Raw genomic sequence first — 16,065 nt, 5'->3', positions numbered from 1 at the left:
CGGAACCGCTCACCGGGGAACTGGGGGGCTGAACGGGAGGCGGATCGGAGAACCCGTTCCGCGCCCGCGGGATCCGCGTTCGGTGGCGCCCCGGCCGGGTTGTCGGCCAGGGGTTCCCGGCCTGTTCCCGGCTGTCCCGCACCGCCCGCGCACCACCCCGTCCTGCTCCGGTGCGTGGCCCCGGGGGCTGGGCGCGACGGGGTCCCGTCGAGGACCGGACCCGGGGTGGGGTGAGATCCCTGTGCGTTCCCCCGGACGTTCCCCGGCGCCTTCCCGGGGGAGTTCCCGCCGGGTTCCCACGCTGTTCCGGAGGCGGTCGTGGCCGCGGGCCCGCGGCGGATTCCGCGCGGAGCCGGGGGTCGTTTTCCGGTCCTCGTCGCGGGGCCGGGGGAGCGGTTCGCGCATTTTCGGGTTCCGGTCCTGTGGTGGTCCGTCGCCGTCACCCACGGTCGCGGCGGACCGGGTGGTGGCCGAAGGGGTGGGGCCGGCCCGCCGACGGCTCACGGGGGCGGCTCGCGGGGTGGCCCCACACGGCGAGAGACCCCCGGGACGTCCCGGGGGCCTCTCAGCTGCTGTGTGCGCCCGAAGGGATTCGAACCCCTAACCTTCTGATCCGTAGTCAGATGCTCTATCCGTTGAGCTACGGGCGCGTCCGGCGCGCCGAGGCGCGCTGACTGGACCTACTGTAGCGGGCTTCCGGCGTGGTCACCAATCGGTTGCGCCGCAAGGGGTCGCGCTCAGGTCGCTGCAGGGGTGGGGGGCGGTCCCGGGCCCGTGGAACGAGCGAGGGCCCCGGCCGCGTGGTGCGACCGGGGCCCTCGGCCCTGGCGGAGGCGGCGGGATTTGAACCCGCGAGGGGGTGTTGGCCCCCAACCCGCTTAGCAGGCGGGCGCACTAGGCCACTATGCGACGCCTCCAACGCTTCGAAGGTTAGCAGCCCGTGACGTGCGAGCATCACCGACGATGACCGACAACGCACCGGACCCCGGTCCCACCCCGCCCGAGCCCACCGGAGGCAGTACCGGGGCCCCCGGGGGGACGCCCGACGGCTCGCCCCCCGGCCCGGGGCCCCGGCACCTGGGGCGCCGCGCCGTCGTCGCCGCCGGGTCCGCCGTCCTCGTCGCGGGCGCCGGGGCCGGGGCCTGGTGGCTCGTCTCCGGCCGCCGCGACGACCCGGCGGAGGAGGTGCGTGCCGCGGCCGACGCCCTCGCCGCGGCCTGGTCCGGCGGAACGCTCGGGCGCGTGCGCTTCCAGGCGCCCGCCGGCGCCCAGCTGCCCGCCGACGTGGCCGCCGAGTACGCCCGCCTGACCGGGGACCTCGCCGAGCCGGCGCCCGCGGTCTCGGTGACCTCGGTGACGGTCGACCAGCAGGACCCCCGCACGGCCGCCGCGGCCCTGCAGGTCGTGTTCGACCTCGCCGCGACCCACGGCGCCCCCGCCGGCGCACGGTTCGCGTACGGGACGACCGCCCGGTTCGCGCGCGTGGAGGACACCTGGCGGCCCCTGTGGGAACCCGCCCTCGTCCACCCCGCGCTGGTCTCGGGTTCCACGTTCCAGGTGGACCGGACGGCTCCGGCGCGGGCGGACGTCCTCGGTCGCGACGGGTCGCCCGTCGTCACCGCGACCCCGGTCGTGCGGGTCGGCGTGCAGCCCTCCCGCACGACCGACCCCGTCGCGACGGCCAACGCCCTCGGCGCCGCGCTCGGCGTCGACCCCGCGGCGCTGGCCACCCGCATCCAGAAGGCCGCCCCCACCGCGTTCGTCGACGTCATCACGTTGCGCCGCAGCGACTACGACGCCCAGCGCGCCGTCCTGCAACCCATCCCCGGTGCGGTGTTCGCCGAGTCGACCCAGCCGCTGGCGCCGACGCGGGGTTTCGCCCGGGCCCTGCTCGGCGGCGTCGGGCAGGCGACTGCCGAGGTCGTCCAGGCGTCGCGCGGCCGGTACGAGGCCGGCGACCTGGCGGGGTTGTCGGGGCTGCAGGAGACCTACGACGAACGCCTCGCGGGCCGGGTGGGGATCACCGTGCAGGCCGCGGGCGGTGCCGACGCCAGTTCCTCGGAACTGTTCCGGGTGGCTCCCCTGCCCGGACAGGCCGTCACCACCACTCTCGACGCCGCGGTCCAGCGCGCCGCGGACGACGCCCTCGCCGCCCGTGCCGCGGAGGCCGCGCTCGTCGCGGTGGACGTCGCCACGGGGGACGTGGTCGCCGTCGCGAACTACCCCGTCGACGGGGGCGACCGGGCGCTCACCGGACGTTTCGAACCGGGGTCGACGTTCAAAGTCGTCACCACCCTGGCCCTGCTGCGGCACGGGCTCGACGTGGGGGAGAACGTCCCGTGCACGCCCACGTACACCGTCGACGGGCGGTCCTTCTCGAACTTCGAGGGCGAGGCGTTCGGTGACCTCCCGTTCCGCACCGACTTCGCCCGCTCGTGCAACACGGCCTTCGCGAGCCTGAGTCCCCGTCTCGGCGACGACGACCTGCCGACCGCGGCCGCGGCGCTCGGCGTGGGGGCGCCGTGGGCCACGGGGGTGGACGCGTTCCCCGGGACGGTCCCGACGGCGGAGTCCGCCGTCGACCTGGCCGCCGCGAGCTTCGGGCAGGGCCGCACGCTCGTGTCCCCCCTCGCGATGGCGGTCGCGGCCGCCTCGGTGGCCGCGGGGGAACTGCGCCGGCCCCAGGTCGTCGTCGACCCGGCGCCCACGGCCCCGTCGGCGCCCGCGACCCTGCCCGAACCCGCTCTGCTCGGGACCATCGGCGACCTCATGCGGGACGTCGTGACGTCCGGGACGGCGACGGTGCTGGCCGGCGTCCCCGGTGCGCCCGTGCACGCCAAGACCGGGACGGCCGAGTACGGGACCGCGGTCCCGCCGGCGACCCACGCCTGGACGATCGGGTACCAGGACGGGCTGGCGTTCGCGGTGTTCGTCACCGACGGGGTGTCCGGGGGAACGGTCGCCGCCCCCGTCGCCGGGGACTTCCTGGGTCGGATCGCCGCCGCGGGGGGCTACACGGGGGGTTCCTGACCCCTTCCTGTGCGGGTCCGGTGCGGGAACTGCGACCGCGCCGCGTGCAGAGTCCACCGGGCCGACACGAATTCTCCGTCAGTCGGCGTGGAGGAATTGCCAACCGGCCCTGCCAGGGGTGAGGATGCTGGAGTACGCCCTGTGGGCTACATGCGGCCCGGCTCATCCCCCCCGAGCCGGACCGTTGACGGCCCCCGCTCCCCCCCAGCGGGGGCCGTCTCCACTTCCCCCTCCGCTCGTCCACACCCCGGCGTGTCCTGTCCCCGCCGTGTCGATCCGGTGTCCACAGCCCCGCCCGCCCCGCGCGTGTCCACAGGCGGGCCGCCGCACGGGGCCCGGCGCTCGCCCGCGTGACCAGTGTGGTCCTCCCACCGACGCGAGGAGCCCCCGTGCCCACCCAGCAACCCGGCCGCCGACCCGTGCCCCACCCCGCCCGGCACCCCGACCGCCCCCGCAGCGCCTCCCACCGCCCCGGGTCCACCCCCGCGCAGGGAACCGTCGTCCTCGTCACGGGCGACGAGGAGCTGGCCGCCGCGCTCGTGCGGCTCGCGGCCGCGGCGGGCAGTCCGCTGCACCGCGACGGTCCCGGCCCCGCGGACCAGGACGACACCGTCCTCGTCCTGGCCGGCGTCGACGCCGACCTGGACCGCCTGTCGGCCCTGCGGCGACCCGGGGTGCCCCTCGTCGTCGTGGGCCGGGCGCCCCTGGACCCGGTGTGGTGGCAGGAGGCCGCGGGTCTGGACGCCGACCACGCCGTCGTCCTGCCCGAGGCGCAGGACTGGCTGCTGGAGCGGTTGTCCGACGTCGCCGACGGCCGCGGCCGCCGCGGGCCGGTGGTGGGCGTCGTCGGCGGCACCGGGGGCGCCGGAGCCAGCGTCCTCGCCGCCGGGCTCGCCCGTGCGCTGGCCGACACCCTCGGCGGGTGCCTGCTGCTCGACGGCGACCCGCGGTCCGGCGGTCTGGACCTCCTCGTCGGCGGTGACGCCCTGCCCGGGCTGCGCTGGGGGGACCTGGCCGGTGTGCAGGGGCGGCTGGGACCGCACGTCCTGCGCTCGGCCGTCCACCTCGGCGCGGGCCTGCACGTGCTGCCCTCGGACCGCCGTGGCGGCCCCGGTCCGGACCCCGAGGCCGTCTGGACGGTGCTCGACGCGGCCCGCCGCGCCTTCGCGGCGACGGTGGTCGACCTGCCCCGGGGAGCCCTGGCGGGTCTGGGCCCCGTCCTCGGCGCGTGCGACGACCTCCTCGTCGTCACCCCCGGGACGACGCGGGGGGCCGCGGCGGCCTGCGCCGTGCTCGACGAGCTGCGGGTGGCCGGGGTGACGCGGACCCGCCTCGTCGTGCGCGACGCCGGGGTGGGACTGGACCCCGAGGACGTCGCGGACGCGGCCGGGGCACCGCTGGCCGGCGTCGTGCGCCCGGACCGCGGTCTCGACGCGGCCCTGGAGCTGGGGGAGGGCGTGCCGGGGGGTCGCCGCAGCAGCCTGCGCGCCGTGGCCGCCACCCTGGCGAGGGACTGGGCGCACGACCGCGGTGGGGACCGGACCCCCGTCGCGGGCGGGGTGCGGTGAGGGCCGCCGACGCCGGGTTCGGCGGGGTCGTCGAGGCGGTCCGGGACCGGTTGGCGCGCGAGGGCACGCCACCGGACCCACCCGCGGTCGCCGCGGCCGCCCGCGCCGAAGGGGTCGTGCTCGGGGCGGCCGACCTGCTCCGTCTCCTCGACGGCGTCGGCGCCGCCCTCACGGGGGCCGGGCGGCTGCAGCCCCTGCTCGAGGCCCCCGGCACGACGGACGTGCTCGTCAACGGCGGCGGCGCCGTGTGGGTCGACGACGGGGCCGGGCTGCGGCGCGCGGACCTGTCCCTGGCGGGCGAGGACGAGGTCCGTCCCCTCGCCGTCCGGCTCGCCGCGGGGGCGGGCCGCCGCCTCGACGAGGCCAGCCCCTTCGTCGACGCCCGGCTGCCCGACGGCACCCGGCTGCACGCGGTGCTGCCCCCGCTGGCCCCCGCCGGGACCCACCTGAGCCTGCGGGTGCCGGCCGTGCGCCGCCTCGGGTTCGACGAGCTGGAACGCTCGGGCGCGGTGCCCCCGGGGTTCGGGCCGGTGCTGCGGGCCGTCGTCGCCGGGCGCCTCTCGCTGCTCGTCAGCGGCGGCACCGGCACCGGCAAGACCACGCTCCTGCAGGCGCTCCTGGGCCTGGTCGCACCGTCGGAGCGGATCGTCCTGGTCGAGGACGCGGGGGAGTTGCGTCCGGAGCACCCGCACGTCGTCCACCTGGAGGCGCGGCACGGCAACGTCGAGGGCCGCGGCGCGGTCGGTCTGGACGACCTCGTGCGGCAGGCGCTGCGGATGCGCCCGGACCGCCTCGTGGTGGGGGAGTGCCGCGGCGCGGAGGTCCGCGACCTGCTGGCGGCGCTCAACACCGGGCACGCGGGCGGGGCCGGCACGGTGCACGCCAACACCGCCTCCGACGTCCCGGTGCGGTTGCACGCCCTGGCGGCCACCGCCGGGGTCGCCCCCGCCGTCGTGGACGCGCAGCTGCTGGCGGGGGTCGACGTCGTCGTCCACGTGGACCGGCGCGGCGGGACGCGGGCCGTCGCGGAGGTCGGCGTCGTGGACCGGCACGACGGCCGGGTCGGCGTCGTCCCGGCCATCGTGCGGGGACCCGCCGGGGCGTGCCGGGCCTCGGGGTTCGCGCGGCTGCACGACCGCCTCGGGCCGGGGACGTGGACGGACGGGGTTCCCGCCGACCTCGCGGCCGACCCCGCCGCTCACCTCGAGGCGTTGCCGTGAGCGGTCCGGGGGCCGCGACCCCGCTGGTCGTCGCGGGACTGCTGCTCGCCGCGGCGGTCCTGCGCCCCGGGCGGCGGCCGCCGGCCGAGGGTCGGCGGGGCGGGCGGCGACGGCCTCGGGTCCGTCGTCCGCGGGGGTCCGGGAGCTCGGCGGTCCCGGCGCCCGGCCTCACCGCCGCCCGCAGCGCCGAGCAGGCGGCGGCCCTGCTGCGCGCGGGTGTCGCGCCCGCCACGGCGTGGGCGGTGCTCGGGGACGGGGCGTCCCCCGACGGCGGCGAGCGCGAGGCGCAGGTCCTGCGGACGGTGCGGCGCCTGGTCGCGGCCACGGGAGCCCCCGCGGCCGAGGCGCTCGACGCGTGCGCCGCCGGACTGCGGGCCGACGCCGCGGCCGAGGCGGCCGTCCGGACCGCTCTGGCCGGGGCCCGGGTCAGCGCCCGCACGGTCTCGGCCCTGCCCCTGCTCGGCGTCGTGCTCGGCGCACTCCTCGGGGCCCGGCCCTGGGAGGTGCTGCTGACGTCGGCGCCCGGACGGCTGTGCCTCGTGGCCGGGGTCGCGTTGCTGGTGCTCGGGCACCGGTGGAGTGCGCGGCTGGTCCGCCGCGCGGAACGGGCCGGCCGGTGAGGCCCCGTGGGTGGACCCGTCGGTGGTCCCGGTGAGCGGACCGTGGCCCGACCTCGGGGCACCGGCCGCCGCGGTCTGCGTGGCGGCCCTGCTCGCCGGTGCCGTCCTCGTGCCGGGGCGCGGTCGCCGTGACGGGGCGAGCCGGCGTCACGGGTGGTGGCGCCGCGGTGCGCTGTCGCGCGGCGCGTCCCGGGAACCCGTCGTCCCGCGCGCCGACGCCGCCCTCGTCGCGGACCTGCTGGCGGCCGCCGTGACCGCGGGGTTGCCGCCGGGACGCGCCCTCACGGCCGTCCTCGACGCGCTCGTCGGGGAGGGTTTCGCCCCCGAACCCGCGGTCCAGCGGGCCGCGGCCCGGTTGTCGTGGGGTTCGGGTCCGCAGGGGTGCGCCGAGGCGTTCGCCGAGGAACCCGGACGGTGGGACGACGTGGCCGATCCGCTGCTCCTGTCGGCACGCACGGGTGCCCCGGTCGCGGACCTGCTGCGGTCCGCGGCCGCGTCGGGCCGGGACCGGCGGCGCTGGGAGGCCGAGGCGGCGGCGGCGCGGCTCGCCGCCGGCCTCGTGCTCCCGCTCGGGGTGTGCACGTTGCCGGCGTTCCTGCTGCTCGGCGTCGTCCCCGTCGTCCTCAGCCTGGCCGGGGACGTGCTCGGGTGACGTCCCGGTCTCCACAGGTTCCGGCCCGGGGGTTTCGTCCACAGGCCCGCCCGACGCGGTTCCCCGGTGGCGGCCGGACGGTGAGAGTGGTTGCGGGCCGGGGTTTCCCGGTGCTGCGGCGAGGAGGAGGACACGGTGCGCGACGACGAGGTGGAGGGTCCAGCGGTGGAGGGTTCTGTGCGGGAGGGTTCTGTGCTGGAGGGTTCTGTGGTGGACCGGGGGACCGTGGGAGGGGTCGCCCTGGAACCCGGGCGCCCGGAACCCGGGCTGCGGGGCCTGGGGTTGCGGGAACTCGTGCGGCGCGAACGGGACGGCGGGGAACCCCGGGACGCGGGGATGGCGACGGCCGAGTACGCGATGGCGACGTTGGCCGCCTGCGGTTTCGCCGGGTTGCTCATCGCCGTGCTCCGCAGCGACGAGGTGCGGGGGATGCTCCTGGGCATCGTCCGGCAGGCCCTCACGCTGGGGTGAGCGGCGCCGGGGTGGACGGGCGGGAGGACCGCGGGTCGGTGACGGCCGAGTTCGCGCTCCTGCTGCCCGCCGTGGTCGTCCTGCTGGCCCTGGCGCTCGGGGCGGTCCGGGTCGTGGTGACGCAGCTGCAGTGCGTCGACGCGGCGCGGGCCGCCGCCCGGGTCGCGGCCCGCGGCGAGTCCGTCGACGTCGTGCGGCAGGTGGCCCACGCCGCAGGCCCGGACGGCGCCACCGTCCGGGTCGCCACCGGGACCGCGGCGGGGTCGGCGACCGTCACGGTCGAGGTCAGCGCCACCCGGCGCCTGGCCGGTCCGGTGGGTGGCACGGTGCTGGCCCGCGGTGCGGCCACCGCGGCCGTGGAGACGCCGTGACCGCGCGACGGGGTCCGCGCGACGGGGGCAGCGGCTCGGTCGTCGTGGTCGGCGCGTGCGCCGCGTTGCTCTCGCTGCTGCTCGTCGTGCTCGCCCTGGCGAGCGCCGTCGTCGCCCGGCACCGGGCGGAGGCGGCCGCCGACCTCGCGGCGCTCGCGGGCGCCGACGTCGCCGTGGGGCGTGCGACGGGCGACCCGTGCGCCCGGGCGGCCGCCGTCCTGCACGCCCAGGGGGCCGCGGCCGGGGCGTGCGCCGTGGCCGCCGACGGGAGCGTCACGGTGACGGCGCTCGTCCCTGCGGCCGGGGCGGCGGGTCTGCTGGGCCCGGCCCGGGCGACGGCCCGTGCGGGTCAGGCCACGTCGGGTCAGGCCACGTCGGGTCAGGCCACGTCGGGTCAGGCCACGCCGGATCAGGCCACGTCGGGTGACGCTGTGCCGACCGCGGGGACGTCCCAGTGAGCGCTGACGGCGCCGAGCAGGACGTCGAGGACGGCGACCGCGCCGGCCTTGTCGAGCGGCTCGTTCCCGTTGCCGCACTTGGGGGACTGCACGCACGCGGGGCAGCCGTCCTCGCACCCGCACGCGCCCACGGCGTCCCGGGTCGCGGTGGTCCACTCCAGGAACCGGTCGTGGCCGCGGTCGGCGAACCCCGCCCCGCCGGGGACGGCGTCGTGCACGAAGACGGTCGGTCGGCCGGTGTCGGGGTGCAGGGCGGTGGACAGCCCTCCGAGGTCCCAGCGGTCGCACGTCGCGAGCAGCGGCAGCAGACCGATGGAGGCGTGCTCGGCGGCGTGCAGGGCCCCCGGCAGGCGCAGCACGTCGCCCAGGACGCCCTCGGCGACGTCGACGTCGAGGGTCCACCAGACGGCGCGGGTGCGCAGCCGTCGTTCGGGCAGGTCCAGCGGTTGCTCCCCCAGGACCGTGCCGGTGCCGGTGCGCCGGCGCAGGAACCCCGTGACGCGGCTGGTCACCTCGACGACGCCGGAGGACACGGTGACGGGTCCGGCGGTGCGGGTGCCGTCGACGCCGAGGATGCGCACGTCGGAGTTGGAGCGGGCGTGGGTCGTGTAACCGGGGTCGGGTTCGAGGTGGACGACGGCGAGGGAGTCCTCGAGGTCGAGGCGGTCGACGAGGTAGGTGCGGCCCTGGTGCACGTGCACCGCCCCGTCGTGGACGGCGGAGTCGGCCGAGGACGCCTCGACCGTGCCGAGGATGCGGCCCGTGACGTCCTCGACGATCCGGACGCTGCCGCCGGCACCGCGCAGGTCGGTGAGGTCGACGGCGCGGTCGCGACGCGTCCAGTACCAGCCGTTCGCCCTGCGCCGCAGCATCTCCCGCCGTACGAGGAGGTCCACGACGTCGCGGGCGACCGGCCCGAACAGGTCGAGGTCGGCCTCGGTGAGGGGAAGTTCCTGGGCCGCGGCGGCCAGGTGCGGGGCGAGCACGTAGACGTTGTCGGGGTCCAGGACGGTGGCCTCGACCCCGGCGCCGAACAGCGCCTCGGGGTGGTGGGCGAGGTACGTGTCGAGCGGGTCGTCGCGCGAGACGAAGACGCCGAGCGCCGGCGTCCCGCGGCGTCCCGCGCGGCCGATCTGCTGCCAGAAGGAGGCCCGGGTCCCCGGCCAGCCCGCGACGAGCACGGCGTCCAGCCCGGCCACGTCGACGCCGAGCTCCAGGGCGTTCGTCGTGGCCATCCCGACGACGCGGCCCGAGCGCAGCCCCTCCTCCAGCACGCGCCGGTCCTCGGGCAGGTACCCGCCGCGGTAGGCCAGCACCTTCCCGGCGAGGTCCTCGTCGACGTCGGCCAGCCGCCGCCGCGCCCCGGCGGCCACGGACTCGGCCCCCGTGCGGCTGCGGACGAAGGCGAGGGTGCGGACGCCCTCCAGGACGAGGTCGCCCAGCAGGTCCGACGCCTCGGCCGTGGCGGTGCGCCGTTCCGTCCGCGCACCGGGCGCGGCGGTGGGGTCGGTGCTCCCCGGCCGCAGCGGGGGTTCCCAGAGCGCGACCGAGACGGCCGGACGGGCCGAGGAGTCCTCGGTGACGGCGTGCACGTCGAGCCCGGTGAGGCGGTGCGCCGTCGTGGCCGGGTCGGCGACGGTGGCCGAGGCGAGCACGAACACGGGCTCGGACCCGTAGCGGGCCGCGAGGCGGCGCAACCGGCGCAGGACGGCGGCCGCGTGGGAGCCGAAGACACCCCGGTAGGTGTGCAGCTCGTCGACCACGACGTAGCGCAACCGCCGCAGGAAGCTCGCCCAGTGCTCGTGACCGGGCAGGACCGAGCGGTGCAGCATGTCGACGTTCGTCAGGACGAGGGCCGCGTGCTCGCGGATCCAGCGCCGCACCTCCGGCGGGGTGTCGCCGTCGTACGTGCTGGTCAGCGGCCGGTCGAGGCCGAGGGCGCGCAGGCGGGCGTCCTGGTCGGCGGCCAGCGCCTTCGTCGGGGACAGGTAGAGCGCCGTGGCCCCCTTGCCGTTGGGGGAGCTCAGCGCGGTCTCGCGCAGCGCCGTCAGGACGGGCAGCTGGTAGGCGAGGGACTTGCCCGACGCCGTCCCCGCGGACAGGACGGTCGAGCGCCCCGCGCGGACGGCCTCCGCGGCCAGGACCTGGTGCCGCCACGGCGTCCCGCCGGTGCCCCGTTCCAGGGCGGCCACGACCTCGGGGTCGGCCCACGCGGGCCAGGGCAGGCGCACCCCGGGACGGGCGGGGAGCTGTTCGACGTGGCGGACGCGGTCCGAGCGCAGGCCGGCGTCCAGCAGCCGCTGCCAGCGGGGGTCGCCACCGGCGCGGCCGGCTCCGCTCCCACCGACGCTCCCACCGACGCTCACGTCGTCCAGTGTCACCCCGCGCAGTGCCCGAGCGGGACCCCCGCGCCCGCCCCGGCACCGGGACGGGCACGCCTTGGGCAGGCCCCTCACGCTGCGTGGTGGTTGAATGCCCGGGAGGGCACAGCGGTGTCCTCGCAGTCGACCACTGCACACACCTGCGCGCAGCAGCGAGCAGCAGACCAGCAGCGAGGAGGGGTCCCTGTGGACCTGTCGGTGACCAGCCGCGAAGAGAGCGGCCGGACCGTCGTCGAGGTGTCCGGCGAGATCGACGTGTACACCGCGCCCACGCTGCGCGAGCGGCTCAACGAACTCGTGGGTGCCGGCCACCACCACCTCGTCGTGGACATGGAGGGTGTCGAGTTCCTCGACTCCACCGGTCTGGGTGTGCTGGTCGGCGGGCTCAAGCGGGTCCGTTCGCACGACGGGTCGCTGCACCTCGTGTGCCAGCGCGAGAAGATCCTCAAGGTCTTCCGGATCACCGGTCTGACGAAGGTGTTCCCCATCCACGACACGGTGGCCGACGCGATCGCCGCCTCCGCGTCCCCGGACGAGGCCAACGCCACCTCCTGAGCCCCTCACGGGGCCCACGGGTCCCGTCCCGATCGACCAGGAAGCACCGGAACCGTGCCCACCGTCACCTTGCGCTTCTCCCCGATGGCCGAGCACGTGCGCACCGCACGCCTCGTGGCCGTCTCGGTGGCGCGCCGGGCCGGTTTCGGTGAGGACCAGCTCGACGAGATCCGCATCGCCATCGGCGAGGCGTGCGCCCGGGCCGTGGCCGGCGGTGTCCTCGCGGCGCCGTCCGGCCCGCCGGTCTCCCTCGTCGACATGGAGTTGTGCGACGACCACGACCGGCTCGACGTCACCGTCAGCCGGTGCGGTCCCGACGGCGGACCCGTCCCCGACGGGACGTCCGCGCTCGCGACCGCCGACCCGTTGTCCCTGGCCCTCATGGCCGGGATGGCCGACTCCAGCGAGGGGACGAGTTCCGCCGGCGGTGTCACGTTGTCGTGGCACCTGCAGCCGGTGACGTCCGAGACCCGCACCTTCTGAGGTCGGGCCCCCAGCTCCTCCCGTCCGGCGCGGTGATCCACTGCGTAGCACTCCGGGCACCGCTGTCCTACGCTGCGTGCAGAGGTCAGCACACGTCGAGGAGGACGGATGCCCGTGCCCGAGGATCTTTCGAGTTCTGCCCAGGGGATCGCGGTCGCCGTCGCGGTCGTGTCGGTGCTGGCACTGGCCGCCGCCTTCGTCTTCCGACGACAGGTGCTCGTGGCGGGTGAGGGCACCGAGCGGATGCAGTCCATCGCCGCAGCCGTGCAGAGCGGGGCCTCCGCGTACCTGCGCCGCCAGTTCCGCACCCTCGCGTGGTTCGCCGTCGCCGTCGTCATCCTGCTGCTGGCCCTGCCGGCCGACGGCTGGGACCTGCGAGCGGCGCGCAGCGTCGCCTTCGTCGTCGGGGCGGGGTTCTCCGCCGCCATCGGCTACCTCGGGATGTCGCTGGCGGTGCGGGCGAACGTCCGGGTCGCCGCCGCGGCGCGCGAACCCGCCGGCGGTCGCGAGGAGGGCATGCGGATCGCGTTCCGCACCGGGGGCGTCGTCGGCATGACGACCGTCGGTCTCGGGCTGCTGGGCGCCTCGATCGCCGTCCTGGCGTTCGGGCGCGAGGCCCCGACCGTCCTGGAGGGTTTCGGTTTCGGTGCCGCCCTGCTGGCCATGTTCATGCGCGTCGGCGGCGGCATCTTCACCAAGGCCGCGGACGTCGGGGCCGACCTCGTCGGCAAGATCGAGAAGGGGATCCCCGAGGACGACCCGCGCAACCCCGCGACCATCGCGGACAACGTGGGGGACAACGTCGGCGACTGCGCCGGCATGGCGGCCGACCTGTTCGAGTCCTACGCGGTGACGATCGTCGCGGCGGTCATCCTCGGCAGCGCCGCCATCGGCGAGGACGGTCTCGTCCTGCCGCTGCTCATCCCGGCGATCGGTGCCATCACCGCCGCCCTCGGCGTCGTGCTCGTCCGCGCCCGTCCCGGCGTCAGCGGCCTGACGTCCATCCAGAACGGGTTCTACCTCTCGGCGGCCATCGCCCTCGTCGGGACGGGGATCGCCTGCTTCGCGTTCCTGCCCTCCACCTTCGCGGGGTTCAGCGGTGCCGCGGGCACGGTCGCCTCGCTCAACGGGGACCCGCGGCTCATCGCGTTCGCGGCGGTGTTCCTCGGGATCCTGCTCGCCGTCCTCATCCTCTTCATCACCGGCCACTACACGGGCACCGAGGCGCGCCCCACGCGCGACGTCGCGGGCGCCTCGGTGACGGGGCCGGCGACCGTCGTGCTGTCCGGCATCGGGTTGGGCCTGGAGTCGGCGGTCTACACGACGATCGTCATCGCGGGCGCGGTGTTCCTCGCGTTCGTCCTCGCGGGCGGGGTGCTGGCCCTGGCCATGTTCCTCATCGCCCTCGCCGGCTGCGGGTTGCTGACGACGGTCGGCGTCATCGTCGCGATGGACACGTTCGGTCCGGTGAGCGACAACGCGCAGGGCATCGCGGAGATGAGCGGTGACGTCGACGGGGAGGGTGCCGCCGTCCTCACCGAGCTCGACGCGGTCGGGAACACCACGAAGGCCGTGACGAAGGGCATCGCGATCGCGACCGCCGTCCTCGCCGCGACCGCGTTGTTCGGGTCGTACCAGAACGCGGTGACCGAACGGATCCAGCAGGTGGCCGTGGGGATCGAACGCCCCTCGGCCTACGTGCTGGCCACGCTCGGCGACTTCCAGATCTCCACCCCGACGACCCTCGTCGGGGTCCTGCTCGGGGCGGCCGTCGTCTTCCTGTTCTCCGGCCTGGCCATCAACGCCGTGGGCCGCTCGGCCGGGGCCGTCGTGCTGGAGGTGCGCCGGCAGTTCGCCGAGCACCCCGGGATCATGGACGGCACCGAGAAGCCCGACCACGGCCGTGTCGTCGACCTCTGCACGCGCGACGCGCTGCGGGAACTCGCGACCCCCGGTCTGCTGGCGGCGTTCGCGCCCATCGCCGTCGGGTTCGGGCTCGGCGTCGCGCCGCTCGCGGGTTTCCTCGGCGGGGCCATCGGCGCGGGTGTCCTCATGGCCGTGTTCCTCGCGAACGCGGGCGGGGCGTGGGACAACGCCAAGAAGCTCGTCGAGGACGGGTTGCACGGCGGGAAGGGGTCCGAGGCGCACGCCGCGACGGTCATCGGCGACACCGTCGGCGACCCGTTCAAGGACACGGCCGGCCCGGCCATCAACCCGCTCATCAAGGTGATGAACCTCGTCGCGCTGCTCGTGGCGCCCGCCGTCGTGACGTTGTCGATCGGGCCGGACGCCAACCAGTGGCTGCGCTACGGGATCGCGGCCGTCTCGACCGTCGTCATCGTCGTGGCCGTCGTGGTCAGCAAGAACCGGCGCGTGGACATGGCGGCACCCACGTCCGGGGCGGAGGGGGTCGACCTGCGGGCCGAGGAGGGGGTCGAGCGGCTGCCCTGACGTGCGGCAGACTCGGCGCACGTGACGTCCGACCTGCCTCCCGAGAACCCTGCCGAGAACCCCGCCGGTCCCCTCGAGCTCCTCGCGGGGCTGCGGGCGGACCTGCGGGACGCCGACTACACCGTCGAGGGGATCGGCGCGCTGCTCGGCGACGTCGCCTGGGCCGCGATGGACCGCGACCAGCCGTTGCCCGCACTGCGGGTGACGGCTGGTTCGCGTGAACCCGCGGCCGTGCTGCTGCGGTGCGCGACGCTGGGGCGGCCCGTCACGCGGTCCGCGCTCGACGCCGCGCTGCCCCGGACGCGCACCGCGGGGGCCGCGGCGCTCGGCCTCGTCGCGGCGGCGGGTCAGGGCCCGGACGACGAGGTCCGCCCCCTCGTCGACCTGCGGCCGTACTCCGTCGACGACGCCCTGGGGCGCGAGGGCGAGGCGGCGCACTGGTGGCTCGTGAGCGACCTGGGGGAGGTGGCCACCGGCGAGAGCCTGTCCGCCGACCACGTCCTCGGCGTCGGTGGCGCCTCCCTGACCCTCGCCTCGGCGACCGTCCGCACGCGCGTCGACCGCGTCCTGGACGTCGGCACGGGCTGCGGGATCCAGGCGCTGCACGCCTCCCGGCACGCGCGGCGCGTCACGGCCACCGACACCTCCGAACGGGCCCTCGACCTCACGGCCGTCAACGCCGCCCTCAACGAGGTGGCCCTCGACCTGCGGCACGGGTCCCTGTTCGAGCCCGTTCGCGACGGTGAGCTCTTCGACCTCGTCGTGTCGAACCCGCCGTTCGTCATCACCCCGCGCACGTCGGCCGTCCCCACGTACGAGTACCGCGACGGCGGGATGCCGGGGGACTCCCTCGTCGCCCGCCTCCTCGGCGAGGTCGGCTCGGTGCTGGCGCCCGGCGGCGTCGCGCAGCTGCTCGGCAACTGGGAGCTGCACGACGGGCAGAGCTGGTCGCAGCGCGTCGAGGGCTGGCTGGAGGGCACGGGTCTGGACGCGTGGGTCGTCCAGCGCGAGGTGGCCGACCCGGCCCTGTACGCCGAGACGTGGATCCGCGACGGCGGGCAGCGCTCCGGTCCGCGCTTCGACGAGCTCTACGCGGCGTGGCTGGACGACTTCGCCGCGCGCGGGGTGACGGGGGTCGGCTTCGGCGTCGTCACGCTGCGCCGGCCCGAGCGACCGGGTGCGCCGCTGCGCCGCTTCGAGGAGAACCTCGCCGCGCTCAGCGACCCCCTCGGGGAGGTCTTCGCCCGCGGCCTCGCGGCGCACGACCGCCTCGCCGGGGTCGAGGACCTGGGCGACCTCACGCTCACCGTCGCCCCCGACGTCACCGACGAGCGCTTCCACACCCCCGGCGACCCCGACCCCCGCATCGTCCTGCTGCGCCAGGGCGGCGGGCTGCGGCGCGTCGCGCAGGTGGACGGCGACCTCGCCGGCCTCGTCGGCGCCTGCGACGGGGAGCTGACGGTCGGGCAGGTCACCGCCGGGCTCGCGGTGCTCGGGGACGAGCCGGTGGGGGAGGTGCGCACGCGCCTCTACCCGCGCGTCCGCTCCCTCCTCGAGGACGGCTTCCTCCTCCTGCCCTGACCCAGCGTCACCGCCGGGGCGCCCGGGGGACGGATCGTTGGCCCCTCGCTTTCGTTCATCGGCAGTGAGGGCCCAACGATCCGACCCCGGCCCCGCGCGGAGGTGACGGTGGGTGAGGTGGCGGGGGGTCCGGCCACCCGCCGGTTGCACGCCGCGGGGCCCGCCGTGGCACATTGGCAGCGCACGGACCGAGCAGCCCCGGGTGTGCGGAGGTGCACACCGTG

Annotated in this window: 13 protein-coding genes and 2 tRNA genes; 12 read left to right on the top strand and 3 right to left on the bottom strand. The window is 76.7% G+C overall.

Annotation, left to right across the window (positions count from 1 at the left end; all coding sequences use genetic code 11):
- Nucleotides 1–577: 577 nt before the first annotated feature.
- Both AB0637_RS02575 and AB0637_RS02570 read right to left on the bottom strand, forming a co-directional pair.
- Nucleotides 578–650, bottom strand: a tRNA-Arg gene (locus AB0637_RS02575).
- A 175-nt stretch (nt 651–825) separates the two neighbouring features.
- Nucleotides 826–917 (bottom strand) — tRNA-Ser (locus AB0637_RS02570).
- Between the two features lie 46 nt (nt 918–963).
- Here AB0637_RS02570 and AB0637_RS02565 point away from each other — a divergent pair.
- The 8 genes from AB0637_RS02565 (at nt 964) to AB0637_RS02530 (ending at nt 8,390) form a co-directional block, all read left to right on the top strand.
- On the top strand, nt 964–3,030 hold the full coding sequence (locus AB0637_RS02565; RefSeq protein ID WP_366169596.1) for a penicillin-binding transpeptidase domain-containing protein: 2,067 nt from the start codon (nt 964–966) through the stop codon (nt 3,028–3,030).
- A gap of 389 nt (nt 3,031–3,419) precedes the next feature.
- Nucleotides 3,420–4,598: a septum site-determining protein Ssd gene (gene ssd / locus AB0637_RS02560; protein WP_366169595.1), complete on the top strand. Its 1,179-nt coding sequence runs from the start codon at nt 3,420–3,422 to the stop codon at nt 4,596–4,598.
- Complete coding sequence (locus AB0637_RS02555) at nt 4,595–5,818, top strand: TadA family conjugal transfer-associated ATPase (protein WP_366169594.1); 1,224 nt, start codon at nt 4,595–4,597, stop codon at nt 5,816–5,818. Before ssd ends, AB0637_RS02555 begins: the two co-directional genes overlap by 4 nt.
- Nucleotides 5,815–6,438, top strand: coding sequence for a type II secretion protein F (locus tag AB0637_RS02550; protein WP_366169593.1), 624 nt, complete (start codon nt 5,815–5,817; stop codon nt 6,436–6,438). The genes AB0637_RS02555 and AB0637_RS02550 overlap by 4 nt, the downstream gene beginning before the upstream one ends.
- Before the next feature lie 31 nt (nt 6,439–6,469).
- Entirely contained in the window at nt 6,470–7,090 is a 621-nt protein-coding gene (locus AB0637_RS02545) for a type II secretion system F family protein (protein ID WP_366169592.1), read from the top strand.
- A gap of 210 nt (nt 7,091–7,300) precedes the next feature.
- On the top strand, nt 7,301–7,561 hold the full coding sequence (locus AB0637_RS02540) for a DUF4244 domain-containing protein (RefSeq protein WP_366169591.1): 261 nt from the start codon (nt 7,301–7,303) through the stop codon (nt 7,559–7,561).
- On the top strand, nt 7,558–7,932 hold the full coding sequence (locus AB0637_RS02535; protein ID WP_366169590.1) for a TadE family type IV pilus minor pilin: 375 nt from the start codon (nt 7,558–7,560) through the stop codon (nt 7,930–7,932). Before AB0637_RS02540 ends, AB0637_RS02535 begins: the two co-directional genes overlap by 4 nt.
- Entirely contained in the window at nt 7,929–8,390 is a 462-nt protein-coding gene (locus AB0637_RS02530; RefSeq protein WP_366169589.1) for an Rv3654c family TadE-like protein, read from the top strand. The genes AB0637_RS02535 and AB0637_RS02530 overlap by 4 nt, the downstream gene beginning before the upstream one ends.
- Here AB0637_RS02530 and AB0637_RS02525 read toward each other — a convergent pair.
- Nucleotides 8,342–10,687: a DEAD/DEAH box helicase gene (locus AB0637_RS02525; RefSeq protein ID WP_366169750.1), complete on the bottom strand. Its 2,346-nt coding sequence runs from the start codon at nt 10,685–10,687 to the stop codon at nt 8,342–8,344. The two genes, AB0637_RS02530 and AB0637_RS02525, sit on opposite strands and share 49 nt — an antisense overlap.
- 270 nt (nt 10,688–10,957) lie before the next feature.
- Here AB0637_RS02525 and AB0637_RS02520 point away from each other — a divergent pair, with 270 nt between their 5' ends.
- The 4 genes from AB0637_RS02520 to AB0637_RS02505 all read left to right on the top strand — a co-directional run bounded on the left by AB0637_RS02520 (nt 10,958) and on the right by AB0637_RS02505 (nt 15,841).
- Complete coding sequence (locus tag AB0637_RS02520; RefSeq protein ID WP_366169588.1) at nt 10,958–11,326, top strand: STAS domain-containing protein; 369 nt, start codon at nt 10,958–10,960, stop codon at nt 11,324–11,326.
- Between the two features lie 54 nt (nt 11,327–11,380).
- Nucleotides 11,381–11,809 (top strand): ATP-binding protein, encoded by a 429-nt coding sequence (locus AB0637_RS02515; RefSeq protein WP_366169587.1) that lies wholly within the window; start codon nt 11,381–11,383, stop codon nt 11,807–11,809.
- Between the two features lie 108 nt (nt 11,810–11,917).
- Nucleotides 11,918–14,260, top strand: a complete 2,343-nt coding sequence (locus AB0637_RS02510) for a sodium-translocating pyrophosphatase (protein WP_366169586.1) — start codon at nt 11,918–11,920, stop codon at nt 14,258–14,260.
- A gap of 21 nt (nt 14,261–14,281) precedes the next feature.
- On the top strand, nt 14,282–15,841 hold the full coding sequence (locus AB0637_RS02505; RefSeq protein ID WP_366169585.1) for a methyltransferase: 1,560 nt from the start codon (nt 14,282–14,284) through the stop codon (nt 15,839–15,841).
- Nucleotides 15,842–16,065 lie beyond the last annotated feature (224 nt).

It is taken from the genome of Kineococcus sp. NPDC059986, from assembly GCF_040702905.1.
In the GTDB taxonomy this organism is placed as follows: domain Bacteria; phylum Actinomycetota; class Actinomycetes; order Actinomycetales; family Kineococcaceae; genus Kineococcus.
The sequence above is the reverse complement of the archived record's forward strand: the minus strand, read 5'-3'. Positions and strand labels throughout refer to the sequence as shown.

Coding starts and splice junctions, on each gene's coding strand:
- AB0637_RS02510 (WP_366169586.1), top strand. CDS start 11,918: ATGCCCGTGCCCGAGGATCTTTCGAGTTCTGCCCAGGGGATCGCGGTC.
- AB0637_RS02565 (WP_366169596.1), top strand. CDS start 964: ATGACCGACAACGCACCGGACCCCGGTCCCACCCCGCCCGAGCCCACC.